Below are 26,355 nucleotides of genomic sequence, written 5' to 3' on the forward strand. Positions count from 1 at the left end.
CAGTCTGGCGGCCCACCCTGATGCGCGCAGGACTGCCATGAATGCCGTGACCCAGACCAATTCGCCGATCGTCTCGGCCTTCATCGCCCATACGCCGGGCAGCGCGGCGGCCTATGAGGAGGCGCGCACCCATTTCCCCGGCGGGGTGACGCATGATGCGCGCTATGTGCGCCCCCATCCGCTGGCGATTGCCCGCGCGGCCGGGCCCCGCAAATGGGATGTGGATGGCAACGAGTATGTCGACTACGCGGGCGGCCATGGCGCGCTGATCCTCGGGCATGCACATCCGGCGGTGACGGCGGCGGTCGCGGAGCAGCTCGCCAAGGGCACGCATTACGGCGCGAACCACACGCTGGAGACCCGGTGGGCGGAACTCGTGAAGTCCATGGTGCCGAGCGCGGAAATGCTGCGCTTCACCAATTCGGGCACCGAGGCGACGCTGATGGCGCTGCGCGTCGCCCGCGCCGCGACGGGCCGCACCAAGCTGCTGCGTCTGCGCGGCCATTTCCACGGCTGGCACGACCACATGGCCTTCGGCGTCACCGGCCATTTCGACGGCACGCCAACACCCGGCGTGCTGGAGGCGCTGACCGAGAACGTCCTGCTCGTCGACCCGAATGACGAGGCCGGCCTGCGCGCGCTGATGGCCGCGCATGGCGACGAGATCGCCGTGGCGATCCTGGAGCCGACGGGGTCCAGCTACGGCCAGGTGCCGCTACGTGACAGTTTCGTGCATCTTCTGCGCGAGGAGACGGCGAAGCACGGCGTCGTCCTGGTCTTCGACGAGGTGGTTACCGGCTTCCGCGTCGCCCGCGGCGGCGCGCAGGAGGTGCTGGGCATCCGCCCGGACCTGACCACGCTCGCGAAGATCCTCGCCGGTGGCCTGCCCGGCGGGGCGGTGGTCGGGCGGCGCGACCTGCTGGAACTGCTCGACCCGGAACGCGCGGCCGCGCGCGGCGTCGAGAAGATCCCGCACCAGGGTACCTACAACGCCAATCCGCTCTCGGCCGCGGCGGGCATCGCGACGCTGGAGATCCTGCGCGACACCGATGCCATCGCGCGCGCCCATGCCTATGCCGCCGAGCTGCGCAGCGCGATGAACGGCGTGCTGGAGGAGCTGTCGGTCCCCTGGGCGGTCTATGGCAGCAACACCGGCATCCACATCTTCACCAACTGGAAGAAGCTGCCGATCACGCCGTCGTCCTTCGATCCGCTGGCACTCGGCTATGCGGACCTCAAGGTGCCGCGCGGGACGCAGGTGGTGACGAAGCTGCTGCTGGCGATGCGCACCCATGGGGTGGATTTCTCGCCCTGGCCGGGCGGGCCGGTCTCGGCGATGCATGGGCCGGCGGAACGCGATGCCACCGTCGCCGCCTTCCGCGCCGCGCTGCGCGACCTGCGCGCAGAGGGCGAGATCGGCTGACATGCCCGCCGCACTGACGGTCCGGGCCCTGCTGCTCGGGGAAAGGCTGGATCATCGCGGCCTGCCGCGCGACGGGGCGCCGGTGGTCGATCCGGTGCCCCTCGCGACGCCGGACGGGCTGACCGCCTTCGCCTTCCGCTGGGGCGCCGTGGTGCTGGTCGGCGCCAGCACCGAGCAGGAACGCTCGATCATCGAGATGCTGCGGCCGCGCGTGACGAATGCGCTCGCCAAGCCGATCGAGGAGGTGGCGAGCATCCTGCCTGGCGCCGAGCAGGACGGCATCGACCCCGATGGCGTGATCCGCCTGCGGGATCTCGGCGCGGCGCGCCTTGCCGTGGTGGCGGATGCGCTGGCGAAGAGCGCCGCCCTCGCCCATCAGGAGGTGCTGTTGGCCCAGGCGCTGGACCGGCTCGAGCCCATCGTCACCACGCTGCGCACCGAGGGGCGGCTCGCCGCCTCGTCGCGCGCGCTGCACCGGCAGATCGGCCATGCGCTGGCCGCCCGCAGCCGTACCACCGCGCGCGTCGAGGCCGAGGACAAGCCGGAACTGCTCTGGGATCACCCGGAGCTGGAGCGCCTCCATGCCCGCCTGGCGGACGAGTACGAGTTGAAGGAGCGCAGCGCGGCGCTCGACCGCAAGCTGTCGCTGATCGGCGACACCACCGAGGGCGTGCTGTCGCTGATCCACGGGCGCCGTGCGCTGGGTCTGGAAATCGCGGTGGTCGTGCTGGTGGGGATCGAGGTCGTCTTCACCCTTTGGGAATACCTCGTCAGGCCGCTGTTCCTGCACTGAGCCGGGGCATCACCCGCGCCGCGGGCGCGGGGGTGGCGACGGCATCGGTGCCTCGATGCCCAGCGCGTCGATGGGAACGGAGGCCGCCATGGCCATCAGCCCAGCGCGGTTCGGGTGGAGCATGTCCCCTGCCCCGCCCACCGTGCTGTTGGGGATGAATTCCGGCTTCAGCCGACCGGTCGCGCGGTCGATGGTCACCGCGTCGAAATCCGCGACGGCGTCGAAGCTGCCGGGGCGGCGGATCCAGTCGTTCACGGCGCGCCGGCGGGCATCCACTTCGGGCGTGCCGTGGCCGCCATTGTAGCCGAGCGCCGTCGTCAGGGTCGCGCCCACGACGCGGAGGCTTTTCTCGCGCATCCGACGCACGCCCTCGGTCAGGCCGGCGATCACCTGGTCAGCCGTCGCATCGGCACTGCCCAGGTCGTTGATGCCCTCCATCCAGATCACCGTGCGGACGCCCGAGACCTGCAACACATCGCGTTCCAGTCGCGACAGGGCGGAAGGTCCGCCCGGGATCGGGTTCTGGGGCGTGTACTCGGCGGGCCCGACGACGCGATTGCCGCCAATGCCGGCATTCACCACCGAGACGCGCTGGCCGAAGCGCGCGTGCAGCCGGCGCGACAGCCCGTCCGGCCAGCGGTCGTCGCCATTCATCGTCGAATTGGTGCCGTCGGTGATGGAATCGCCGAGGCAGACCACGACCGGCGTGCCCGGGCTGCCCCGCATCTCCACCATGTCGAGGAAGAACCAGGATGCCGTGGTGAAGGGGAAGGCGGCATCGGTCTCCTCGCCCCCCCTCGCGCCGGCGCCGGGTGGCGTGACATAGCTCGTCGTCAGTGCCTTGGCATGCCAGGTCATCGGACCGGTCGGGCCGGGCAGATGCAGGCTGACGGCCAAGCGGCGCCCCTCATGGCGCGGGTCCCCCGGGCGCATCGCGAAGGGCAGCATCACAGGGTCGCTCCAGGCGGTCGTGCCCGGCGCGACGGTGATGGCTCCACCGCCACTGAAGGTGACGGGCCGGTTGGACCCGCGCATAACGTTGCCGCCCATGGTCTGCAGCCCGACATGGACGCCGTCGATCGTCACCGGGCGTGTGCCGAAGGCATTGGAGAAGCGCAGCCGCGCCGCCGCCCCCCAGAAATCCGGCCGCACCATCAGGCGCAGCGTCTGGTCGCGGGCGCCTTCAGCCGGGTTCGGGAAGGCGAAGCTCTGATCCGGCTGGGCGGAGGGATTGCCGGACGGGTAAGGCCCGTGCGCCGAGGCAGTCCAGCTGCCGACCCAGGGGCCGTCGAAGGGCATGGGCGGCCGCGGCCGCCCCTGCGCGAGAGCAGGCGAGGAGAGAAGTCCAAGGGCGAGAGGCGCACGCAGCAGCGAGCGCCGGCCGACTTCTGTCATGGTCGTTTCCTCCGTTGCGGCGCTCTGCGTCGCCGAGGGAGGAAGCCTGAACCCCAGCGCGCCCCAGGCGCAAGCCGGCATCAGGGGACAAGGACGAGCGCCCCTTCCACCTGGCCCCGTCGCAACCTGTCCAGCGCCGTGGGCGCCTGGTCGAGCGGCAGCGATTCGACGCTCGTCCGCACCGGCACGCGCGGCGCCAGGGCAAGGAATTCCTCGCCATCGCGGCGCGTCAGATTGGCGACAGAGCGGATGATACGCTCCTCCCACAGGATGCCGTAGGGGAAGGACGGGATGTCGGACATGTGAATGCCGGCGCAGACGACGATGCCGCCCTTGTCCACGGCCCGCAGCGCCGCGGGCACCAGCGCGCCCACCGGCGCGAAGAGGATCGCGGCATCGAGCGCCACCGGCGCCGGCGCGTCCGAGGCCCCGGCCCAGACGCAGCCCAGACCGCGTGCAAAATCCTGTGAGGCCGCATCATCCCGGCGGGTGAAGGCATAGACCTCGCGCCCTTCCCAGATCGCGACCTGCGCGACGAGATGCGCCGCCGCGCCGAAGCCGTAGAGGCCGAGCCGCTTCCCCTCCCCCGCCATGCGGAGGGCGCGGTGGCCGATCAGCCCGGCGCAGAGGAGCGGCGCGGCCTCGACATCGGAATAGGTGTCGGGGATGGCGAAGCAGAAGCGTTCATCGGCGACGGTGAATTCGGCATAGCCGCCATCGATCTGGTAGCCGGTGTAACGCGCGGCATCGCAGAGATTCTCCTGCCCGCGGCGGCAGAAACGGCATTCCCCACAGGCGAAGCCGAGCCAGGGCACGCCGACCCGCGCGCCGACGGGGTAGCGCGTCGCGCCCTCCCCGCGCGCGACGATGCGGCCGACGATCTCATGCCCGGGGATCACCCCCGGCTTGGGCGATGGCAGGTCGCCATCGACCACATGCAGGTCGGTGCGGCAGACGGCGCAGGCGGCGACACGGATCAGCACCTGGCCCGGCCCGGGCGTCGGCTCCGCGCGGCTTTCGAGCCGCACGGAATGCCGCGCCGTGTCGAGCACCATCGCGCGCATCGCGCGGCGCCCTACGCGGCGATGGCGGGCCGGCGGGACCGCCAACCCGTCGCCTGCTCATAGGCATGGCCGGCGCGCAGCACGGTCGCGTCCTCGAACGGACGGCCGATGAGTTGCGCACCGACCGGCAGGCCGTGCTCGCCGAAGCCGGCGCAGACGGTCAGGGCCGGCTGGCCGGTGATGTTGAAGGGATTGGTGAAGTTCGGTGCCTCGAAGGAGGTCCATTTGCCCGGCACGGTGATCAGCGGCGCCTCGGACAGCGCGGCGGCGGTCAGCAGCAGGTCGCAATCCTCCATGGCCTTGGCGACGATGTCGCAGAGCTCCCGCCGCCGCCGCTGCGCCTGCAGGTAGTCGGACGCCGTCAGCGTGCTGGCGAGCACCAGGCGCTCGCGCAGGAATTCGCCATAGTCGCGATACTTCGTGCGCAGCCAGGACTCGTGCACCGCGAAGGCGTCAGCGGCGAGGATGATCCAGCCCACGGCGTTGAAGTCCTGGATCGGCGGCAGCGTGACTTCCGTGACGGTCGCGCCGAGCCCTTCCAGCGTCTTCGCCACATCCGCGATGCCGGCGGCGACGCCGGGGCTCACCGGTGCGTCGGTCTCGTGGAAATGCCGGATGACGCCGATGCGCAGGCCCTTAACGCCATCCTTCAGCCCCGACAGCAGGTCGGGCTTCGGCCGGTTCGCCGAGGACGGATCGGCCGGGTCATGCCCCGTCAGCGGATGGAGCAGCAGCGCGCAATCCTCGACCGTCCAGGCGAGCGGGCCGACCGTGTCGAGGCTCTGCGACAGCGGCAACACGCCGACGCGCGAGCACAGCCCATAGGTCGGCTTGATCCCCGCCGTGCCGCACAGCGCCGCCGGCCCGCGGATTGACCCGCCGGTATCGGACCCCGTCCCGCCCAGGATCACACCCGCCGCCACCGCGGCCCCCGTGCCGGAGGAGGAGCCGGCGGTGAAGCGCTTCGTGTCCCAGGGGTTGTGCGCCGGGGGCCAGGGCAGGTCGAAGGATGGCCCGCCCCAGGCGAATTCGTGCGTCGCGAGCTTACCGAGCGTGACGGTCCCGGCCTCGGCCCAGGCGCGCACCGCGGCGGCGTCCTTCAGCGGCACATGGTCGATCAGCACGCGGGAATGCGCCGTCGTCGGGATGCCGGCGGTCTCGTAGATGTCCTTGTGGCCGATCGGGATGCCGTCGAGCGGCCCTTTCAGCGTGCCGGCCATCTGCCGAGCCTCGGCGGCCTTCGCCTGTTCCAGCGCCAGTTCCGGCGTGAAGCGGATGAAGGCGTGGATCTGCGGGTTCAGCGCCTCGGCCTTGGCCAGGCGATCCTTCATCAGCTCGACCGGGGAGAGCTTCTTCGCGGCGATCAGCGCCGCCGCCTCGGCGATGGTCGGGATCATGGCGTGGCCGCCTTGGGCGCGAAGGTGACGGCCATTTCGACGCTGACATCGCGCGGGGTGCGGACGCGCTCGGCCATGGTCATGGTGTAGACGGTGACGGCACGGATGCCCTCCTTCTCCGCCTCGGTCAGCGGGATGCCGTGGCGCGCGATCAGCGCGTCGAACTGGGGTTTGTCCATGGGGTCGGGCATCGCGGCGTCTCCTTCGGCAGGGCCCGGATGCTGCGCCCCTGGGCGCGAAGGTCAATCCCAGCGGCGGGGCCTTTCCGGCACCCGTTGTGCCCGCTGCCCACGGCGCGTGCACAGTACGACCGCGCATGCCTGGACAGGGGCCACGCGCCCGCGCTTTACCTTGGCGCCATGACGACACCCGTGACCTTCGCCGCTCCGCACGCCTTCCTCGGTGCTCGCCCGCATGACCGGGGCGCGGCCTTCTGCGTCGCCGGGGTGCCGCTCGACATCGGCACGACCAACCGGGCCGGCAGCCGGGACGGGCCGCGGGCCATCCGGGTCGCCGCGCGCATGCTGACGGATGGCCGCCATCCGGTGACGGGGGTCGATCCGACCGCGCTCGACCTGTCCGACCTCGGCGAGTTCGAGATCGCGCTGGGCGATATTCCGGCAAGCCTGGCCCGGATCGAGGAGCAGGCTTTCGGCCTGAACCACCTGCTCGCCTTCGGCGGCGAGCATGGCGTGACGCTGGCCCTGCTGCGCGCCCTGGTGAAGCGAATCGGCGAGCCCGTCGGCCTGGTGCATTTCGACGCGCATCTGGACACGTCCGAGGACAATTTCGGCCAGCGCTTCGCCCATGGCTCGGTCTTCTGGCACGCGATCACCGAGGGGCTGATCACGCCGAAGCGCATGATCCAGATCGGCATCCGCGCCCCTGCCTGGCCCGAGATGTATGACTGGACCCGGGGCCAGGGCGTGACGATCCTTTCGGCACAGGAGGTGCATGAAAGCACGCCAGCCGCGATCGCCGAACAGGTGCGCGAGGTGCTGGGGAGCGGCCCCGCCTACCTTTCCTTCGACATCGACTGCCTGGACCCAGCCTTCGCCCCTGGCACGGGCACGCCCGAGATCGGCGGGCTGGCGAGCTGGCAGGCGCAGGGAATCCTGCGGCGGCTGGGCACGCTCGACTTCCGCGGGGCGGATGTCGTGGAGGTAGCGCCGGCCTACGACGTCGCGGAAATCACTGCGCTGGCCGCGGCGACGATCGGGTGGGAGTATCTCTGCCTGATGGGCGCGCGGTGAACGGGCTCTGCCCCGCTCCCGACTTCGCGCCACCGCAGGCTGAAGGGTCTCTGGAAATCTCGATTGGTGCCGGGCGCATCGGGCACGACCACCTTGCCCATGCGCATGCCGCGCCATCACACTTGCGGCGGTCCAGTTGCACGTACGCCTGGCGGGGCGAGGCTTGGTGAGGGACGGCGCCCCTCTCCAATGCACGTCACGTCAATGCGATACCATCATACCCACGCTCGGCGATCCCGTTCGCCCAGGCGCGATAGGCCGGCGCGCTACCCGTGTAGCGCGCGACGTGGCGAACTTGCTTGCCGGCGACATTGATGTTGACGCCTGTCATCCAGGAATCCACCTCCATCGAGAGCAGACCCTTCGCCACCTCGTTGACATGATCCATCCAGGCGGCGATGGCCGCGGGCTGCGCCTCCGCCCGCGTCAGGCCGTTTGCCTGCATATGGCCCAACAGGGCGGAGACCCATTCCACGTTGAACTCGATCGAGCGCGGGATGTTGCCCAGCGCCGTATGCGGGCCGAGCAGCATGAACATGTTGGGGAAGCCGTGCTCCAGCATGCCGACCAGCGATGTCGCGCCGTGGTCCCAGACCTGCTTCAGCGTGACGCCGTCGCGGCCACGGAAATCGATGCGGTCGAAGGCGCCGCGCAGCGCGTCGAAGCCGGTCGCGTAGACGATGATGTCGACATCGTAGGTCGCGTCGCTCGTCTCGATGCCGGTCGGCGTGATGCGCGTGATCGGCGTCGCGCGGCTGTCCACGAGCGTGACGTTGGGCTGATTGTAGACCTCATAGTAGCGGGTCTCGAGCGGCACGCGGCGGGTACCGAAGCCGTGGTTCTTCGGGATGAGCAGCTCCGCGACCCTCTGGTCCTTCACCCGCTGACGGATCTTGTTCGCGACGAAGTCCGAGATGACGCGGTTCGCCTCCCGGTTCGTCAGCATGTCCTTGAAGTTGCCGACCCAGATGCCGAAGCCACGCTCGGCGTACAGCTTTTCGAGGAAGGCATTCCGCTCCTCCTCCGTCACGTCAAAGGTGTTGCGCGAGTCGGGGGTGTGGAGGAAGCAGGAGAAGGTCTCCTCGCAACGCGCGAAAATCTCGTCGTAGCGGGCGCGGATCGCTGCCATCTCCTCGGCGCCGATCGTCGCGTTGTGCAGCGGCGCGCACCAGTTGGGCGTGCGCTGGAAGACGGTGAGCTGCGCGGCGGTCTTGGCGACTTCCTGGATGGTCTGCACGCCCGAAGCGCCGGTGCCGATCACGGCGACGCGCTTGCCGGCGAAGTCCACGGGCTCCTTCGGCCAGAGGCCGGTGTGGAAGGCCTGTCCCCGGAAGCTGTCCATGCCCGGGAAGTTCGGCATGGTCGGCGATGACAGCGCGCCGATGGCGGTGATCAGGAAGCGGCTGCGGAATGCGCCGCCGTCCTCGGTCGTGACGGTCCAGCTCAGGCCGGCTTCGTCCCAGGCGGCGGCCGTGACGCGGGACCGGAAGCGTATGCTGCGGCGCAGATCGTATTTGTCGGCAACACGGTTCAGGTAACGTTCGGTCTCCGGCTGCGGGGCGAAGTGCTCGGACCAGTGCCATTCCGCGAGCAGCTCCCGGTCGAAGGAATAGCCGTAGGAATAGCTCTCGGAATCGAAGCGGCAGCCGGGGTAGCGGTTCCAGTACCAAGTGCCGCCGACGCCCGTGCCGGCCTCCAGCACCAGAGCCCTGAGCCCCAGTTCGCGCAGGCGGATGAGTTGATAGAGACCCGACATGCCCGCGCCGACGACGATGGCGTCGAACAGGACCGCCTCGGCAGTCGCATCCCGGACCGGGGTTTCGATGATGGCCATGACTTCCTCCTGAACTCGGCCGCCGCGGTTCCGACTGGCTGGTCCGTCGGCGCGATCTTACGTCCGCCTCGCGCGAGCCTGTAGCCCCTGCGTGGCATGCCGCCGCCCCGGCTCCCTTCGCGATCGGGACAGCAACAATGTCTTGACGCACGCCCCCTGCGCCCATGAGGCTATCGTCAAAGCTCGACCGCCGGGGACCACAGGGGCCGAAATTCAGGCACCGGTCGTCCTTGAAAATGGCAGGGAGGAGGCGTGGCCCCATCGCATTCGGGCGCGACCCTTCTTTCCTGGCCGGTCGGCAAGGGATGGAAAGCGGAGGGAAAGCGCCATGGTGATCCATCGTCGCTCGGTCCTGGCAGGTGCGGCTGCGCTTGCTGCAACGCGTGCCCATGCACAGGGAGGCGGCGCGCCGATCCGCATCGGCCTGCTGCACGATCTGTCGGGGCCGTTCGCGGGGGCAGGGTCGGTGCCGCTCTCAGTCGGCGCCGAAATCGCGATCGAGCTGTTCAACGAGCGCGGAGGCGCCGGCGGACGCATGATCCAGCCCGTCGCGGCCGACAGCCAGAGCCGCGCCGAAGTCGCGATCAACGAAGCCGAACGGCTGATCGGGCAGGAGAATGTCGACGTCGTGATGGGCGTCTACAGCTCCGCCCATGCGGTGCCGCTCGCCCAGCGCATGCAGGCCGCGGGCAAGATCCTCTGGATCAACAGCGCCATCGCGACGGCGGTGCTGAAGGGCAAGCACTTCACCAACGTATTCCGCCCGACCGTGCATTCGGACCAGTACGGCGAAGGCAGCATCGCCTTCCTCGCCGAGCACTGCCAGCGCACTACGAACATCGCGCCCAACGCCTTCAAGATCGGCATCATCCATGAGGACGGCCCCTATGGCGTCGGCGTGGCGACCGCGCTGGAGGAGAACGCGAACAAGATCGGCATGCCGATCGCGCTGAAGGAAGGCTACTCGGCGACGGCGCCGGATCTCTCGACCCTGGTCACCAAGCTGCGTCGCGCGCGGCCGGATGCCATCCTCCAGGTCGGCTACAATCCGGACATCACGCTGTTCCTGCGCCAGGCCAAGGCTGGTGGCCTGCGCACGCGCATGGTCATCGGCCATGGCGCGGGGTATTCCCAGATCGACCGCCTGGCCGAGACCTTCGGCAAGGACATCAACCACTTCTGCAACGTCGACCCGGCCGGCACGCAGATGCTGGACCCGGCGAAGCTGTCGTCCCAGGCGCGGGAGCTGCAGCAGATCCTGTTGGCGCGGTATCGTGCGCGCACCCAGGCCACGGACGCGCCGACTCATGCCTCGATGGGCTTCAACAATAGCTGGATCTTCCTGGAGCACGTGCTGAAACCAGCCGTGCTGGAAGGCGGCGGCTCCATCGACGCCATCCGGCGCGCAGCGCTGTCGGTCGACATCCCGGTCGGCGGCACGATCCAGGGTTACGGCGTGAAGTTCAACCCGCCCGACCACGAACTTGCCGGGCAGAATGCGCGCAGCCTCGCGGTGGTGATGCAGTTCGAGGATGCGCGCGCCAAGGTGGTGTGGCCCACCGCCATCGCCGGCGGGCCGCCCGTCATGCCACTGCCCGCCGACAACGCCTTCGCGCTTCGCTGAGCGACAAACGGTGCAGCACATGGGACGGCCAGCATGGGTGTGACCATGCTGGAAGTGACACGGCTGACGAAGGCCTTCGGAGGCTTCGTCGCCGTCAACGAGGTCAGCTTCAGCGTGACCGAAGGAGAGATCCTCGGGCTGCTGGGGCCGAACGGGTCGGGCAAGAGCACGACCTTCAACTGCATCGCTGGCATGCTGAAGCCGACGGCGGGCAGCGTTAAACTGGCCGGCGAGGAGATCGCCGGCCAGACCGCGGATACGGCCTGCCGCAAAGGGATCGGAAGGACCTTCCAGATCCCGCGTCCCTTCCGCGGACTGTCGCTGTTGGAGAACGCGGTGCTCGCCGCGCATTACGGCAATGGCGGCCATCTCTCGCATGATGAAGCCGAGGCGATCGCGCGCGACGCACTGACGCTGGCACAATTGCCGCCCGAAGCTGATGCAATGGTCGGCGGGCTCGGCGCGGCCGGGCTGAAGAAGCTGGAGCTCGCGCGCGCATTGGCGACGCGGCCGAAGCTGCTGCTCGCCGACGAATCCCTCGGCGGGCTGGATGCCACGGAGATGCGTCAGGCCGCCGACATGCTGAAGCGCATCCGCGACGAGCGTGGCATCACCATCGTCTGGGTCGAGCACATCATGGGTGTTCTGCTCTCAGTCGTGGATCGCGTCGTGGTGCTCGACCACGGCGCCGTCATCTTCGAGGGCACGCCGCGCGAGGCGCAGCAGGACGAGAAGGTCGCCGAGGTCTATCTCGGCCCGCCCGAGACGCGGGCGGCATGAGCAAGGGAGACGAAGGCTGATGGAAGGGGCCGTTCTGCGCCTCGAGGGCATTCGTGCGGGCTACGGCGACTTCCAGGCTCTGTTCGATGTGGGGCTGACGGTCTCGCCCGGCGAGGCCGTGGGCGTCGTCGGACCGAACGGTGCGGGCAAGACGACGCTGCTGCGCGTGATCTCCGGCATGCTGCGGCCGAAGGCCGGCATGGCCCGTTTCGGCGAGACCGATATTGCCGCCACGCCGGCCCATGTGCTGCCGGCCGTCGGCATCGCGCATGTGCCGGAGAACCGCAGGCTCTTCCCGCACCTGACGGTCGAGGAGAACCTCAAGGTCGGCGCATATATCCCCGCCGCGCGGAAGCGCTTCGCCGAGCGCTGCGCCTATGTCTACGACATGTTCCCGCGCCTCAGGGAACGCCGCCATCAGTTGGCGGGCACGATGAGCGGCGGCGAGCAGCAGATGTGCGCGATCGGCCGCGCGCTGATGTGCTCGCCACGCATCCTGCTGCTGGACGAACCCTCCGCGGGCCTCGCGCCGCTGGTGGTCGCGCAGGTCTTCGAGCTGGTGCAGCGAATCCGGGGCGAGGGCCTGACGGTGCTGATCGTTGAACAGAATGTCGCGCAGGTGCTGCGCGTGGTGGACCGCGCCTATGTGCTCGATGCCGGGCATGTGGTCGCGGAAGGCTCATCGGCGGCGCTGGCCGCGGATCCGGCGATCCGCAGCGCCTTCCTGGGAGGGCACTGAATGGACCCGTTCCTGCTCGAGGCCATCGTCAACGGTATCCTGCTCGGCGGCGTCTTCGCCCTGCCGGTGCTGGGGCTGAACCTGGTGTTCGGCGTCGTGGACGTGGTTTGGCTCTGCTATGCGGAGCTGGTGATGGTCGGCATGTACTGCGTGTGGTTCCTCTACACGCAGGCGGGCTTTCCGCTGGCGCTGGCGTTCCTCGTCTGCCTGCCGGTCGTCGGCCTGCTGGGCCTGCTGCTGCACCAGGTCGTCGTGCGGCCCCTGCTGAACAGTCCGCCGATCACGCAGGTGCTCGCCACCGGCGGCGTGATCTTCGTCCTGCAGGGATCAGCGATGCTGGCCTTCGGGACGGATTTCCGCTCCCTCGGCGTCGAGATGCCGCCGATCGAGGTGGAGGACATCTTCATCTCGGGCACTAAGCTCGTGGCCTTCGTCGCCGCGCTGCTCGGCGCCGGTGCGCTGTGGACCTTCCTGAAGTTCACTTATGTCGGCACGGCGATCCGCGCCATCGCGCGCGACCGCGAGGTGATGCCGCTGATGGGTGTTGATCCGAAGCGCATCTACATGGTGGCCTCGGCCATCGGCGGCGGGCTGGCGGGTCTCGCGGCCTGCCTGCTCGTCGTGCAGCTCGACGTGCACCCCTATATCGGCCTGTCCTTCGGGCCCATCACCTTCATGATCTGCGTGATGGGCGGCCTGGGTAACATGCTGGGCGGCTTCCTCGCGGCGTTTCTGATGGGCGTGATCGTGTCGACCGGCGGCTTCTGGTGGAACACCGAGATGAGCTACGTGGTCGCCTTCGCCTGCTTCATCGTGGTGATGTTCGCCCGGCCACGGGGGCTCTTCGCGCGATGATCCGTGTCGCTGTCGTGGTCTTCGCCATCCTGGCGGTTCTGCCCCTGCTGGGGCTGCCGGACTACTTCATGCACCTCGGCATCGCGACGATGCTGATAGCGTTAAGCTGCACGGGCTGGGCGCTGATGGGGCGGTTCGGACTGGTGTCCTTCGGGCACGGTGCCTTCATCGGCATCGCCGCCTACACCATGGCGCTGCTGTGGAACGATGTCGGCCTTTCGCCCTGGATCGGGCTGCCGGCGGGGGTGTCTCTGGCGGTCGCCGCGGCCGCCCTGCTGGCCTATCCCTGTTTCCGACTGCGCGTCGTCGGACACTATTTCGCGCTGGTGACACTCGCGGCCGGCGAGATCGTGCGCATCCTGATCGTCGCGTTGCGCGACTATACGGGCGGGTCGCTCGGCATGACGCCGCGGCTCGCGCCCGATCATGCCGTGGCGGCGATGCAGTTCGGCAAGCAGGGCTTCTGGTGGATCGCACTGATCGCCTGGGGTATCGGGATCTTCGCCTGGTGGCGTATCGACCGCAGCATGTCGGCCCGGGCGCTGTCCGCGATCGGAGAGGACGAGGACGCAGCGGCCGCCATCGGGATTCGCGTGACGCGGGAGAAGATGGCGATCACGCTGCTCTCTGCCGGCCTGGCGGCCCTCGGCGGGGCGCTCGGAGCGCAGTATCGCCTCTATCTGAATCCCGAAACCCTGGCCGGCATCGGCGTGTCCTTGCAGATTGTCTTCGGTGCGCTCGCCGGCGGGATGTACTCGATGCTGGGACCGACCGTCGGTGCTGCATTTACGACAGCTCTCGAGGAAGTCCTGAGGGTCGCATTCGGCACAGCTTTCATCGGTGCGGCGCCGCTGATCTACGGCATCCTGCTGGTGCTATTTATTCAGTTCCTTCCCCGTGGGATCGTTGGCTGGTTTGATCGCCGAAGATAGGCCACAAGCGCAAAGCCCGCCGCGGTGTCCCGTGGCGGGCTGCAAATGATGTGGTCCTGAATCCGGAAACTGATCCATCGGGAGGGTAACTTTCTCGGGCACTCTGACCAAGGAGGCAGAGTGCCATGAAGACGAAGCGGCATTCGGAGGAGCAGATTGGTTTTGCGCTGCGACAGGCGGAGAGCGGGACGGCGGCTGAGGAGATCTGCCGCTAGCTCGGACACCCCGAGCCGACCTTCTGCAGGTGGAAGAAGCAGTTCGCCGGGATGGGCGTGGCGGAGAACCGGCGGCTAAAGCAGCTCGAGGAAGAGAACGCCAAGCTCAAGCGGCTGATGGCGGATCTGACGCTCGACAGGACGATGTTACAGGACGTGTTCCGGTGAAGATGGCGAGGCCCGCTGTACGCCGCGACGTGGTGCGCCACCTACAGGGCGTCCACGCGGTGGGCGAGCGGCGGGATCCGCAGACCGAACTGCGCGTATGGCTGCGGGCCATGGCGGCGAGCCGGGTGCGCTACGGCTACCGACGGCTGCATGTGCTACTGCGCAGGGAGGGATGGCCAGGTGAACGCGAAGCGCGTGTATCGCCTCTACAGCGAGGAAAGCCTGACGATCCGGGCCAAGGTGCCGCGGCGCAGGCGGGCTTGGCGGTACCGCCTCGGACGGCCCGGCGCGACGGCGCCGAACGGGATCTGGGCGATGGACTTCGTCGCCAACCAGTGGTTCGACGGTCGGCCGATCCGCATCCTGGCCGTGCTCGATGCCCACACGCGAGAGGCGCTCTCGATTGTGCCGAGAGGCAGTTTCCGAGCCTTCGACGTGGTGCAGGACCTCGACCGCCTGTCGCGCGAGCGGGGCCGTCCGAAGACGCTGAAGATGGACAACGGGCCGGAGTTCGCTGGGCGGATGCTGGACATTGCGGCGGCGCGCGGGGTCAAGTCGATGCAGGTGTCGCTGGACTGGCTGCTGAGCAAGGCCGTGATGGCTGCGCCGGTCGTCGGCGTCAGTGACCCGTCCCAGATCGGTCATGCCGCCGCCGCGGTCGACATCATTCTGACCATCGAAGAGGCCGCGGACGGAAGCGCCGCACGAAGCGCGAATTGCGGCGTAGCAAAACGCAGCCGGGGGCAGGCTCCCCATCCCCTGACGGCACGTGCCACCGTATGCCGAAGGCGATGCATCGGGTTGAACATCGCCGGGTTCGAGCAACGCTTCAACGCGTGGGTGGCTGGCGTGACGGCAAGCGGGACAACGAGCAGGTTTGCGTCATGGCCCGGTGCGGGGCGACGCCCTCGCGCACAGACTTTGAGAAGGCGCTGAGGGCTCGCGGCGCTGCCGGAAGGTCGGTGATCGCTCCAGACAGCGACAAACGGTACTGCGGGAGCGCGTCGCCGTCTGATCGGTCGGTGTATGGATTGCGTACGATCTTGAGTCTCTCAGCGACCGCGATCGCCGATAGCGCCTTGCCCCCCGACTCCTCGCCCATATACTGCCCCAAGGGACGGATCGCCGCGCACCCATGACGGGATGACAGCGCGTGGCTGAATACGGGCGAGACAGGTCGGTTGCTCTCCACGATGCCGGGGATGCGCCGTCATTATTGATGGTCGGTCGATCCTCCCCGACGATCCTCACCGTACCGGAAGCCGACGGTCCGAATGCCGATCGGACATGGGATCGTGGTCCGGTCGCCGAACCGGCTCGCCACGGACACGCGATGCTTCGAGACGCGGCGTCGCCGTTCCCGATTAACCCGGCGCAGCCTGGCATCGGTGCACGCGACGCGATGTTGGGGCGCGAGACCCCATTCGTATCCCGCTTCGAGACCCAGATCGGGAACGCAGTGTCGTCCGCAGTGATTCTAGGCATCGTCGCGGCGCCGTGCCCGCGGGACACGCAGGTTACCCGCGGCCGCCGTTTCGCCGAACGTCGCGATGACAGGCCGCATAGGGAGCCAGGCTCCAGATCGGCGCCCAAGCGATGCGGCTTCATGGCATTGCGTCGCCGTCCACCGGACCGGGCTCGGCCCCGCGGCTGGGTGTGCATGCAAGATCACGGCGCACAAGCAACTACCCCTCATGGAGAAACGAGATGAAGTACCTGATCGAGCAGATGACCTCGGTCGAGTTCGCGGAACGCATGGCGGAGGACCCGGTGATCCTGCTGCCGCTCGGCAGCCAGGAGGTGCAGGGCCCCTGCAACCCGATGGGCGACTTCATGCTGGCGCGCGACCTCGCTGCGCAGGTTGCCGAGCGCACAGGCGCGCTAGTCGCCCCCACCTTTCCCTTCGGCTGGTCCGATTCCTTTCGCGCCGTGCCCGGCGGCATCCAGGTCTCGCCTGAGAGCTTCACCGGTGTGGTGCGCGACATGATCGGCGCCTTCCTCGACCACGGCGTCAACCGCTTGCTGGTGTTCAACGGCCACACCGGCAACCACGCGCTGCTCGATCGCCTGGTGCGCGACATCCGCCGCGAACGCGGTGTGATCGTCCCCTTCATCGACATCTGGCCGATGGTGCCTGCCCACGTGCGCGAGCAGGCGCATGGCGCCAACTGGAAGGCCTCGGTCGGGCACGGTGTCGACCCGATCGGATCCGTCTACGCCCACCTCTATCCGGAACTGCGCCGCCCCGATCTCGCGGACCCCGTGCACAACGGCAAGATCCTGATGGGCCTGCCGACCCAGGGGCTGAACTCGGTGCGCATGGGTGAACTGGAAGTCTATGTGCCGATGCACATCACCGACCACACCGACGGCACGGTGAATGGCGATACCTCGATCTCGAACGGGGCGGCGGGGAAGATCTTCGCCGACTACATCGTCGATCAGGCGTCGAAGCTCGTCGAGCACATGAAGACCGCCGACCTCCTCGCGCCGAAGGCGTGATGCCAGGGCGCGCCGGGGGCCCTCCGCAGCGCAGGATAATGGCAGCGGGAGGCTTGCGGCGTGCGGCATCGTGTCCGCACTGAGGCGGCCTGCGAGCGGCCTTCATGGCGACGCGAGATGGCACATCGCTTGCTTATCCTCGTCGGCGCTGGTCGCCGGCGGGAGCGTGCGTTCATGCAGTATTGGGAACCCAAGGCCATGACCTCACCCAGGCAGATCCATCTCGGCGTATCGATGCGCAACCCGTATCACATCGCGGCGTGGCGCCATCCGGAGGCTCCGTCGCGCGCGGAAATCGATCTCGACAACTACGTCCGCGTCGCGCAGATCGCCGAACGCGGCAAGTTCGACATGGCCTTCCTCGCTGACGGCGTCGGCGTGCGCGCGAAGGAACACGCCGCGCGCCACATGATCGCGCATGACATCGTGAATTTCGAGCCGATGACGCTGCTCGGCGCACTGTCGATGGTGACGAGCCGCATCGGCCTCGTCGCCACCGCCTCGACCACTTACAACGAGCCCTATCACATCGCCCGCAAGTTCGCCTCGCTCGACCACATCTCGAAGGGCCGCGCGGGCTGGAACCTCGTCACCTCCTGGTCGGAGGCGGAGGCACTGAACTTCGGGCTCGACGAACCACCCGAGAAGCTCGGCCGCTACGACCGCGCCGCCGAATTCGTCGAGGTGGTGAAGGGCCTGTGGGAAAGCTGGGACGATGACGCCTTCCCGATGGACAAGGCGTCCGGCACCTTCTTCGACCCCGCGAAGATGCATGTGCTCGATCATCGCGGCAGGCACTTCAAGGTGCGCGGCCCGCTGAACGTGCCGCGCAGCCCGCAGGGACGTCCCGTCATCATCCAGGCGGGCGCGACCGACCGTGGGCGGGATATTGCGGCCGCGCACGCCGATGTCATCTACGCGGCGTCGCAGACCCTCGCGGAAGCGCAGGCCTTCTACCGCTCGGTGAAGGACCGCATGCCGAAATACGGCAGGCGCCCGGAGCAGCTCGCGATCATGCCGGGCTTCTCGATCATCGTCGCCCCCACCGAAGCGGAGGCGCAGCGCAAGTTCCGCGTGCTGCAGGACCTGCTCGATCCGAAGGTCGGGCTGATGATGCTCTACAACATGATCGGCGACTTCTCGGGCTACGACATCGATGGTCCCGTGCCGCGCCTCGACGCGCCGCCCCAGGTGCGCAGCGAGATCCTCTACGGCATCGCCGAGCGTGAGAACCTCTCGATCCGCCAACTCTACGAGCGCATCGCGGTCAGTCGCGGCCATCATTCCATCGTCGGCACGCCCGAACAGGTCGTGGACGAGATGGAGGAATGGTTCACCCAGGGCGGCGCGGACGGCTTCAACATCCTGCCGCCGCACCTGCCCGGCGGGCTCGAGGACGTGGTGGACATGGTCGTGCCGGAACTGCAGCGCCGTGGCCTATTCCGGACCGAATACGACGGCAACACGCTGCGCGAGCATCTCGGGGTGGTGATCGCGCCGGGCGAGCGATCCACGCAGCACATCGAAGGAGAAGTGGCATGACCGGGCGACGCGATCTTCTCGGCATGGGCGTCTTCGCGGCGCTCGCCGCGGGCCTGCCCATCACCGCCGCACGCGCGGCGTCGGACACGCTGCGTGTCGCGCTGTCGACTTTCCCGGCGACGCTCCGGCCCTACGCCTCCTCGGGCAACACGGGCAACGGCATCAAGCTGATGATCCATCGCGGCCTCACCTCCTACGATCCGGGCGGGGAGCTGCAGCCGGAGCTCGCGACCTGGACCCAGCCGAGCCCGACGGAATACGTATTCGAGCTGCGCGACGCCTTCTTCCACAACGGCGATCCCGTGACCGCGAACGACATCGCCTATTCACTGAACGAGATCGTCAAGGAAGGCTCGACCGCCTTCCTCAAGGACAGCTTCGAGAGCGTGGAGCGCGTCGAGGTTCTTGCGCCGAAGCGCATCCGGCTGTCGCTGAAGCGCCCCTCGGCGACGCTGCTCAACCTGCTCGCCTCCCCCTTCGCGCCGATGATCTCGGCGAAGTCCGCCGATGCCCCGCCGGAGGAGCCGATCGGCTGCGGTCCCTTCACCATGGTCAGCCGCGTCCGCGGCGAGGGCTTCGTATTCCGGCGCTTCCCGCGCTACTATCGCGAGGGCCAGCCGAAGATCGAGACCGTCCGCTCGACCTACTACGGGGATGAGAGCCTGCGCGCCGCGGCGGTAGAAAATGGCGATGCGGACCTGATGGAAGCCGTGCCCTGGCAGTCGATCACGCCGATGCGCCAGAACCCCAATGTGCGGGTCGAGACCGGCATCGGCGGTTACTACTACTTCCTGTTCAACTTCACCCGCGGCCGCTTCACCGATGCGAAGCTGCGCCAGGCCGTCGGCCTTGCGGTGGACCGGGATGCCTTCGTCGCCGCGGCCTTCTACGGACATGGCGCGCCGCTGCATGGGTTGCCGATCCCCGAAGGCCCCGCCTTCTCGCTTGAGATGGCGGGCGAACCCTTCAAGCGCGACGTCCCGCGCGCGAAGCGGCTGATGGCGGAAGCGGGCTTCCCCAACGGCTTCTCGGTGAACGTGCCCTGCTACAGCTCGGTCAGCGCCTTCCAACGTGCCGGGCAGGTCGTGCGCGAGAACCTCGCCGACATCGGCATCGAGATGAATCTCGTCCTGGCCGACTATGCGCGCTACACGACGGGCGGCAACCGCGGCCAGTATGAGCTTGGCCTTTATGGTGCGACAGGATTCTACAACGACCCGGACGCCATTGCGTCGATGTTGATCGGCCCGCCAAGCTATCTTCGTTCCTTCGGCTTCCGCAGCGAGCGTGTCGAGACGCTGCTGCAGAACGGCCGCGCCGAGCTCGACCCTGCGAAGCGGCGCGTCATCTACGCGGACCTCCAGAAGGCCAATGGCGAGGAAGCGGCGATGATCGGCCTCGGCTGGCGGCACGAAGGCTATGCGATGCGCAACAACGTCACGGGCTTCAAGCGCATGCCCTACTTCCTCACCACCTACTCACCGATCCAGATGGGGACCATCGCGGTCGGCTGATCCAGCATATGTGGTTCGCCAAGCGCATCGCGATGTCGCTGCTGCTCGTGTGGATGGTCGCCACCATGGCCTTCGGCGCCATCCACATCGTGCCCGGGGACCCGGCCGAGATCATGCTCTCGGAGGGCGGCTTCGCACCCGATCCCAGCGCGGTCGCTGCCCTGCGGGAGGAACTCGGCCTCGACCGGCCGCTCCTGACGCAGTACGGCGACTGGGTGCGCGGCCTCGTGCGCGGGGAGCTCGGCCATTCGCTGCTCGACCAGGAACCGGTCGGCGAGCTCATCGGCCGGCGCCTTCCCCGCACGCTGGAGCTGATCCTTGTCGCCACCCTCTTCGCCGCGCTTGTCGGCATCCCGCTCGGCGTGCTCGCGGCGGTGCGTCGCGGCAGCCTGCTGGACCGCTGCCTCAACGGCTTCGCCGCGCTGTTCGACGGCATGCCGGTCTTCGTCATCGCGACGCTACTGATCCTCGTGCTGGCGCGCCAGCTCGGATGGGTCTCGACGGGCGGCTACGTGCCCTTCGCGCAGAACCCCGCCGAGCACATCAGGTTGCTGCTGATGCCGTCGATCGCGATCGGCCTTGGCTTCGCGGCCGTCGTTCTGCGCATGACACGGGCGGCGGTGCTCGACACGCTGAACCGTGATTTTGTGCGCACCGCGCGCTCCAAGGGCGCCGCGCCGCTGCGCATCCTGGTCCGCCATGTGCTCCGCAATGCGCTCATGCCCGTCATCACCGTGGTTGCACTGCATATGGGCGCGATGCTTGGCGGGACGGTGCTGACCGAGTTCGTCTTCAACTGGCCCGGCATCTCAAGCATGATGGTCGATGCGGTGAACAGCCGCGACTACCCCGTCGTGGTCGGCACACTGTTCGTCATCGCGTCGCTCTTCGTCGCGCTGAACCTCGCGGTAGACCTGCTCTATGGCCTGATCGACCCGCGGGTGCGCGCCTGATGCATCGCTTTCCCTGGTGGGCCGCGGCATTCGTCGCGCTCAACATCGCTGTCGCCATCCTCGTGCCCTGGCTCGACCTGCACGACCCCTATGCCATCGCGACGACCAGACAGTTCGAGGCGCCGTCCTGGACCCACCCGCTCGGCCTCGACGAACTCGGCCGCGACGTGCTGTCGCGTCTGCTCTGGGGTAGCCGCACCTCTCTCAGCATCGCACTCGCCGCGGCCGCCTTCGGCTGCATCGTCGGCGTGCTGTTCGGCATGGCCGGCGGCTTCCTGCGCGGCGCGGTCGAGACGGTGATCCTGCGCAGCACCGATGCGCTGCTCTGCTTCCCGCCGCTGCTGCTCGCGCTGCTCGCGGTCACGCTGATGGGCGTCGGCTATTCCACGCTGATACCGCTCATGGCGCTGGTCTTCCTGCCAAGCTTCATCCGCATCGCCTATGCGAGCGTGCTGTCAATCCGCTCGCAGGACTATGTGGAGGCGATGCGCGTGCTTGGCGCCGGGCGCGTCCGCGTGCTCGCCGGCACGATCCTGCCCAATATCGCGGGACCGGTGCTGGTGCAGTTCAGCCTAGCCGCCTCGGCCGCCATCACGCTGGAATCCGGGCTGTCTTTCATCGGGCTCGGCGTCGCGCCGCCGACGCCGACCTGGGGTGGCATGATCGGCGCCGGGCGGGGCGTGATGCAGAACGCCCCGCTGCAGCTCCTCTGGCCCTGCCTGATGCTCACCATCACCATCGTCAGCATCAACATGCTTTGTGACGGGTTGCGGGACATGCTGGATCCGCAGAGCGTGCCGGTCCGACTGACGCGGCGTCAGCCCCTGCCGGCGGCACCGACTGCTCCCGCCATGCAGGAATTCCAGCTCGACGGGCTGGACGTGGCGATCGCGACGCCCGATGGCCGCAGCATCATGCCGGTACAGGGCGTGTCTTTTGCCGTCGCGTCCGGCCAAACCCTGGCACTGGTCGGGGAGAGCGGTTCCGGAAAATCCATGACCGGCCTCGCGCTGACCGGCCTGCTACCCCTCAATGCCGCAGTCGTCGGGGGTGCAGCCTGGCTCGACGGGCAGGAACTGTTGCGCGAGGACGAGACCAAGGCGCGTGCGCGCCGCGGCCGCGACATCGCCATGATCTTCCAGGATCCCGCCAGCAGCCTCAATCCGCTGCAGCGCGTCGGGACGCAGATCGAGGAGATGCTGCGCCTGCATGATCCCGGCGATGCGCCACCACGAGGTCCAAGGGTCATCGAGCTGCTGTCGCGCGTCGGCATTCCCGACCCGGCGCGCCGAGCCCGTGCCTGGCCTCACGAGCTGTCGGGCGGCATGCGCCAGCGCGTGATGATCGCGATGGCCATCGCCAACCGGCCCAGCCTGGTCATCGCCGACGAACCCACAACGGCGTTGGACGTGACGATCCAGGCCCAGATCCTCGAACTCCTCGCGGAATTGCAGCGTGAGACCGGCCTCGCCCTGATCTTCATCACGCACAACCTTCCGGTCGTGGCGGAAATGGCCGACAGGGTTGCGGTGATGTACGCGGGCCAGATCGTCGAAACGGGCGCGGTCGCCGAGGTCTTCGCCGATCCGCGGCATCCCTATACGCGGGCATTGCTCGCAAGTGCCGCGCCGCCCGAGGGTTTGGCGCCACAGGGCTTACCGGGCCAGGTGCCCGCCTTCAACGCCCTGCCACATGGCTGCCGCTTCGCGCCGCGCTGCGGCATGCGAGGCGACGCCTGCGAGGCAGCGCCGCCGCCCCTCGTCGATACCGCGGCGGGCTGGCAGTCACGCTGCATCCGCTGGAAGGAACTGGCATGAAGCCGCCCGAGCTCGTGGTCGCGGAGGATCTCACGCGACGCTTCGGCGGTGGCGGCCTGATTGCGCGGCGGCGTCCCGTCCAGGCGGTGACGGAAGTCAATCTCAGCCTGGAACGCGGGTCGGTCATCGGGCTGGTGGGGGAGAGCGGTTCGGGCAAGAGCACGATCGGGCGCCTGTTACTCGGCCTGCTGCCGCCCAGCGACGGTCGCGTGCTGTTCGACGGCATGGATCTCCGGCACACGACGCTGCCCGAGATGCGGCGTCTGCGCCGGCGGATGCAACTCGTCTTCCAGGATCCCTACTCCAGCCTCAATCCGCGCCGGCACGTCGGATCCCAGATCGCCGATGGGATGGCCATCCATGGCCTGGTGCCGCGTTCGGAGATGCCGGTGCGTGTGACGGAGCTTTTGCGCCTGGTCGGGCTCGATCCGTCCCATGCAGGGCGCTTTCCGCATGAGTTCAGCGGCGGGCAGCGGCAGCGCATCGGCATCGCCCGCGCCCTGGCGACGTCGCCGGACTTCCTGGTGGCGGATGAGCCCGTCTCGGCTCTCGACGTTTCCGTGCAGGCGCAGGTACTGGCACTGCTGGCTGACCTTCGCGCCCGGCTGAACCTCACTATGGTGTTCATCAGCCACGACCTGACTGCCGTGCGTCACCTCTGCGACCGTGTCGTCGTGCTCTATCTCGGCCGGATCATGGAACAGGGACCGACCAGGGAGGTGTTCCGCGCGCCCCGCCACCCTTACACGCAGGCCCTGCTGTCGGCAGCGCCGAGCCTGTCCGAGGGACGGCGGCAGCAGCGCCTGATGCTGCGCGGCGAACCGCCAAGCCCCGCCAATCCGCCGCCTGGATGCGTTTTCCAGACGCGTTGCCCGCGCGCAGTTGAGCGCTGTCGCCAGTTCGTCCCGCCGCTGCGAGCGCGCACCTCGGACGGCCATCTCGACGCCTGTTTGCTCGATGCCTGACGCCTGGTGACGCCGAGGAGCGGTCAGGCGGGTCGCGGCCCTGGCTGCTCAAGTAGGACTCGTTGCCCCGCTTCAGAGGACGGATTGGGAGTAGCGGTCAGTCCTTCATGAGCATCTTCCTCGCTTCGAATTCGATGGGCGAGAGATAGCCGAGGGACGAATGGCGCCTGGTCGGGTTGTAGAAGCCCTCGATGAAGTGGAATACGGCCATGCGCGCCTCGGCCTGGGAACGGAAGCGACGCCGTTCGAGCAGCTCGCACTCGAGTGTGGCGACGAACGCCTCGCCCAGCGCGTTGTCGCAGGCATCGCCGACCGATCCCGTGCTGGGGCGGACGCCGGCCTCGCAGCATCGCATTCCGAAGGCCAGCGACGTGTACTGGCTGCCCTGTCGGCATGCACCCGCGGCGCGCCGTAGGTCCCGTGCGAGTCGGCATGGATCGTTGGGATCCGGCGCAGCAGGGCCGCATCCGCCTGGGCGTGCGCCGAGGCCGGCCGGCTGCGCCAGACGTAGTAGCCGGAGGCCGAGATCCGCAGCACACGGGCCATGGCGCGGATGGGGAATTCGGCCTGGTGCGCGCTCATGAACTCGAAGACCCGGACGAGGTCTTGTCCCGCGCGAACCAGGCCGCCGTCTTCGCCAAAATGTCGCGCTCCTGGCGCAGGCGATGGTTCTCACGGCGAAGACGGCTCAGTTCCTTGCGCTCGGCGCTGGTCGTCCCGCCGCCTTTGCTCGCTCCGGCGTCTCGATCCGCCTGGTGAACCCCATGCGCGATCGACTGCGCGTTCGGTTCGAACTCACGCGCAAGGTCCTGCGAGGTTCGTCCCGACCGAACCAGTCCACCATCCGCCGCCGGAACTCAGGCGGGTCGAGCACTCTGAACCTGGGCATCTCAGACACCTCCGTCTCAAGCCTCGGGGTGTCCACGAAAGAGGATCAACATCACGCATCAGCGGGATCGCGCGACGGACCGCCCTTTACCGTTCTGCGCGACCCCCTCGCAGAGGATCATCCGCCCGTCGGCAGGAAGCGCCAGGCGGCGCGCTCCTGCGGGTCGAGCTGGGCGGTCAGCCCGCGCTCCCAGGCCAGGTACTGCCGCGCTGCTTCGCGGTTGCCGCTGTGCCGGTCATGCGCGAAGAACAGGAAGTCGATGCAATCGGCATCGCGCGGCGACGCGGGCGTCGCCTCGACGGCGAGCCCGGCCTCCTGCCATGCAGCCGGCGTGGCGGCGTGCCAGTGATCGACGCGGACGCCTCGCTCAGCGAGGTCGAGCGCGGCGAGTGCCGCGATACCCTCCTCCGGCGCGATCAGGACGACAGGATCGGCGGTCGGCGCGCCAAGCTGCGCGAGGCGTGGCCGTATAGTCCAGGTGGCGCCGCGCAGATGCCCGGCGCGATAGGCCATGCTCGGCCGGAGGTCGAGCACGGTCGCAGGCCCAGCGGCCAACAGCGCGGCAAGCCCGTGCAGGTCGAGGGCGGGCGGTGCAGCCGGCCTCGACACGGGTCGGCCTGCCGCCTCGGGCAGGCGCGCGGCAAGCCCTTCCTCCAGCACGAAGGCCTCCCATCCCATCTGGCGCAACCAGGCGGCGGTCATCGGCGCGCGCACGCCCTCCGCGTCGAAGACGACGATCCGCGCGCCACGGACGCCGACATACTGATCCGTGGTCTGCATCAATTGGCCGCCTGGCGCACTCCGCGCTCCGGGCAGCGAGCCTGCGGCGAATTCCGCCGGCGTGCGAATGTCACACAGGAAGGTGGTTCTCGCCGGATCGGCGGACCAGGCCACCAGGGTCGCCGCATCGATGCCGACGACGCCGCAGCGTTCCGCGTGGCGGGCCGCACGGGCCCGCGCCTCGGCAAGATCCTCGGGCGCCGGCGGGTAGAGGCGATCGGCGCCGCGGTCGAGCGCCATCCCGGCGAGATGCCAACCCTGCGTGCCGTTCTCCAGCGCCAGCACCGGATTGGGCACCCCGAAATGGCGCAGGGTCTGGGCTCCGATGATGCTGCGCGTCCGGCCCGCGCAGTTCACCACGATCGTCGTCGTGGGATCCGGCGCCAGCGCGGCGATGCGCAACGGCAATTCCCCATTCGGGCAGCAGATGCTGCCCGGGATGGTCGTCCTGCGGTACTCGTCGATGGTCCGGCCGTCGAGCACCACCAGGTTGTCGCCCCGCGCCCGCCGTTCCGCGAGCTCGGCCGCGCTGATATGCGGCGTGTGGTAGGTCTCCTCCACCATCTCGCCGAAGGTCTTGCTCGGCACGTTCACCCCGGCAAACAGCGCGTGGCCGGCTGCCTTCCAGCCTGCCGTGCCGCCTGCCAGCAACGCGACGTTGGCATAACCCAGCGCCTCCAGCCGGGCCATGGCGCGTGGTGCCACCGCGTCGTCGCCATCGTCGAAGACGACGATGCGCGTGGCTGGGCGCGGCACCAGCCGCGCGATGTCCAGTTCCAACCGCGAATAGGGCAGCGGCACGGCATAGAAGGGATGCGCCTCGCCATGCTGCCCGGCCTCGCGCACATCGAGCAGCGCGATTTCCGCCCCGTCATGCAGCCACGCCTTGAGGGTGGCGGGAGGTATCATGTGCATGGTCAA

19 protein-coding genes and 3 pseudogenes are annotated in these 26,355 nt (G+C 68.6%); 15 read left to right on the plus strand and 7 right to left on the minus strand.

Annotation, left to right across the window (positions count from 1 at the left end; all coding sequences use genetic code 11):
- The first annotated feature begins 37 nt into the window (after positions 1-37).
- On the plus strand, positions 38-1,423 hold the full coding sequence (locus KPL78_RS14455) for an aspartate aminotransferase family protein (RefSeq protein WP_219763654.1): 1,386 nt from the start codon (positions 38-40) through the stop codon (positions 1,421-1,423).
- 1 nt (position 1,424) lies between these two features.
- A complete protein-coding gene (locus tag KPL78_RS14460; RefSeq protein WP_219763655.1) occupies positions 1,425-2,216 on the plus strand; it encodes an RMD1 family protein in 792 nt (263 codons plus the stop codon).
- Between the two features lie 9 nt (positions 2,217-2,225).
- Here KPL78_RS14460 and KPL78_RS14465 read toward each other — a convergent pair whose 3' ends face one another.
- The 4 genes from KPL78_RS14465 to KPL78_RS14480 form a co-directional block, all read right to left on the minus strand.
- Positions 2,226-3,611, minus strand: a complete 1,386-nt coding sequence (locus KPL78_RS14465; protein WP_219763656.1) for a GDSL-type esterase/lipase family protein — start codon at positions 3,609-3,611, stop codon at positions 2,226-2,228.
- A gap of 80 nt (positions 3,612-3,691) precedes the next feature.
- Positions 3,692-4,675 carry a zinc-dependent alcohol dehydrogenase family protein gene (locus tag KPL78_RS14470; RefSeq protein WP_219763657.1) on the minus strand — a complete coding sequence of 328 codons (984 nt, stop codon included), beginning with the start codon at positions 4,673-4,675 and terminating at the stop codon, positions 3,692-3,694.
- Between the two features lie 11 nt (positions 4,676-4,686).
- A complete protein-coding gene (locus KPL78_RS14475) occupies positions 4,687-6,072 on the minus strand; it encodes an amidase (protein WP_219763658.1) in 1,386 nt (461 codons plus the stop codon).
- A complete protein-coding gene (locus KPL78_RS14480) occupies positions 6,069-6,263 on the minus strand; it encodes a hypothetical protein (RefSeq protein ID WP_219763659.1) in 195 nt (64 codons plus the stop codon). Before KPL78_RS14480 ends, KPL78_RS14475 begins: the two co-directional genes overlap by 4 nt.
- A 180-nt stretch (positions 6,264-6,443) precedes the next feature.
- Between KPL78_RS14480 and speB the strand changes: the two genes are divergently transcribed.
- Positions 6,444-7,325, plus strand: coding sequence for an agmatinase (gene speB, locus KPL78_RS14485; RefSeq protein ID WP_369412757.1), 882 nt, complete (start codon positions 6,444-6,446; stop codon positions 7,323-7,325).
- Between the two features lie 196 nt (positions 7,326-7,521).
- Here speB and KPL78_RS14490 read toward each other — a convergent pair whose 3' ends face one another.
- The gene (locus KPL78_RS14490) at positions 7,522-9,159 is read right to left on the minus strand and encodes a flavin-containing monooxygenase (RefSeq protein ID WP_219763661.1); all 1,638 of its coding nucleotides are present in this window, start codon (positions 9,157-9,159) and stop codon (positions 7,522-7,524) included.
- 328 nt (positions 9,160-9,487) lie between these two features.
- Between KPL78_RS14490 and KPL78_RS14495 the strand changes: the two genes are divergently transcribed.
- The 12 genes and pseudogenes from KPL78_RS14495 to KPL78_RS14555 all read left to right on the plus strand — a co-directional run bounded on the left by KPL78_RS14495 (position 9,488) and on the right by KPL78_RS14555 (position 23,765).
- Positions 9,488-10,783 carry an ABC transporter substrate-binding protein gene (locus KPL78_RS14495; protein WP_219763662.1) on the plus strand — a complete coding sequence of 432 codons (1,296 nt, stop codon included), beginning with the start codon at positions 9,488-9,490 and terminating at the stop codon, positions 10,781-10,783.
- A 33-nt stretch (positions 10,784-10,816) separates the two neighbouring features.
- Positions 10,817-11,563 (plus strand): ABC transporter ATP-binding protein, encoded by a 747-nt coding sequence (locus tag KPL78_RS14500; protein WP_255568985.1) that lies wholly within the window; start codon positions 10,817-10,819, stop codon positions 11,561-11,563.
- 94 nt (positions 11,564-11,657) lie between these two features.
- Positions 11,658-12,302: pseudogene (locus KPL78_RS14505) on the plus strand (ABC transporter ATP-binding protein); the annotation flags it as partial.
- The gene (locus KPL78_RS14510) at positions 12,303-13,157 is read left to right on the plus strand and encodes a branched-chain amino acid ABC transporter permease (RefSeq protein ID WP_219763664.1); all 855 of its coding nucleotides are present in this window, start codon (positions 12,303-12,305) and stop codon (positions 13,155-13,157) included.
- Positions 13,154-14,089: a branched-chain amino acid ABC transporter permease gene (locus KPL78_RS14515; RefSeq protein ID WP_219763665.1), complete on the plus strand. Its 936-nt coding sequence runs from the start codon at positions 13,154-13,156 to the stop codon at positions 14,087-14,089. The genes KPL78_RS14510 and KPL78_RS14515 overlap by 4 nt, the downstream gene beginning before the upstream one ends.
- A gap of 125 nt (positions 14,090-14,214) precedes the next feature.
- A pseudogene (locus tag KPL78_RS30215) lies at positions 14,215-15,408 on the plus strand (transposase).
- A gap of 771 nt (positions 15,409-16,179) precedes the next feature.
- Positions 16,180-16,974, plus strand: coding sequence for a creatininase family protein (locus tag KPL78_RS14530; RefSeq protein ID WP_219763667.1), 795 nt, complete (start codon positions 16,180-16,182; stop codon positions 16,972-16,974).
- Positions 16,975-17,172: 198 nt separating this feature from the next.
- On the plus strand, positions 17,173-18,516 hold the full coding sequence (locus tag KPL78_RS14535) for an LLM class flavin-dependent oxidoreductase (protein WP_219763668.1): 1,344 nt from the start codon (positions 17,173-17,175) through the stop codon (positions 18,514-18,516).
- On the plus strand, positions 18,513-20,030 hold the full coding sequence (locus KPL78_RS14540) for an ABC transporter substrate-binding protein (protein WP_219763669.1): 1,518 nt from the start codon (positions 18,513-18,515) through the stop codon (positions 20,028-20,030). Before KPL78_RS14535 ends, KPL78_RS14540 begins: the two co-directional genes overlap by 4 nt.
- An 8-nt stretch (positions 20,031-20,038) precedes the next feature.
- A complete protein-coding gene (locus tag KPL78_RS14545; RefSeq protein ID WP_219763670.1) occupies positions 20,039-20,983 on the plus strand; it encodes an ABC transporter permease in 945 nt (314 codons plus the stop codon).
- Positions 20,983-22,800 carry a dipeptide/oligopeptide/nickel ABC transporter permease/ATP-binding protein gene (locus KPL78_RS14550; RefSeq protein ID WP_219763671.1) on the plus strand — a complete coding sequence of 606 codons (1,818 nt, stop codon included), beginning with the start codon at positions 20,983-20,985 and terminating at the stop codon, positions 22,798-22,800. The genes KPL78_RS14545 and KPL78_RS14550 overlap by 1 nt, the downstream gene beginning before the upstream one ends.
- Entirely contained in the window at positions 22,797-23,765 is a 969-nt protein-coding gene (locus KPL78_RS14555) for an ABC transporter ATP-binding protein (protein WP_219763672.1), read from the plus strand. The genes KPL78_RS14550 and KPL78_RS14555 overlap by 4 nt, the downstream gene beginning before the upstream one ends.
- A gap of 97 nt (positions 23,766-23,862) precedes the next feature.
- Here the strand turns inward: KPL78_RS14555 and KPL78_RS14560 are convergent.
- Both KPL78_RS14560 and KPL78_RS14565 read right to left on the minus strand, forming a co-directional pair.
- Positions 23,863-24,654, minus strand: a pseudogene (locus KPL78_RS14560) (integrase core domain-containing protein).
- Between the two features lie 117 nt (positions 24,655-24,771).
- On the minus strand, positions 24,772-26,349 hold the full coding sequence (locus tag KPL78_RS14565; RefSeq protein ID WP_219763673.1) for a rhodanese-like domain-containing protein: 1,578 nt from the start codon (positions 26,347-26,349) through the stop codon (positions 24,772-24,774).
- Positions 26,350-26,355 lie beyond the last annotated feature (6 nt).

This window comes from Roseomonas alba (assembly GCF_019430885.1).
Classification (GTDB): domain Bacteria; phylum Pseudomonadota; class Alphaproteobacteria; order Acetobacterales; family Acetobacteraceae; genus Neoroseomonas; species Neoroseomonas alba.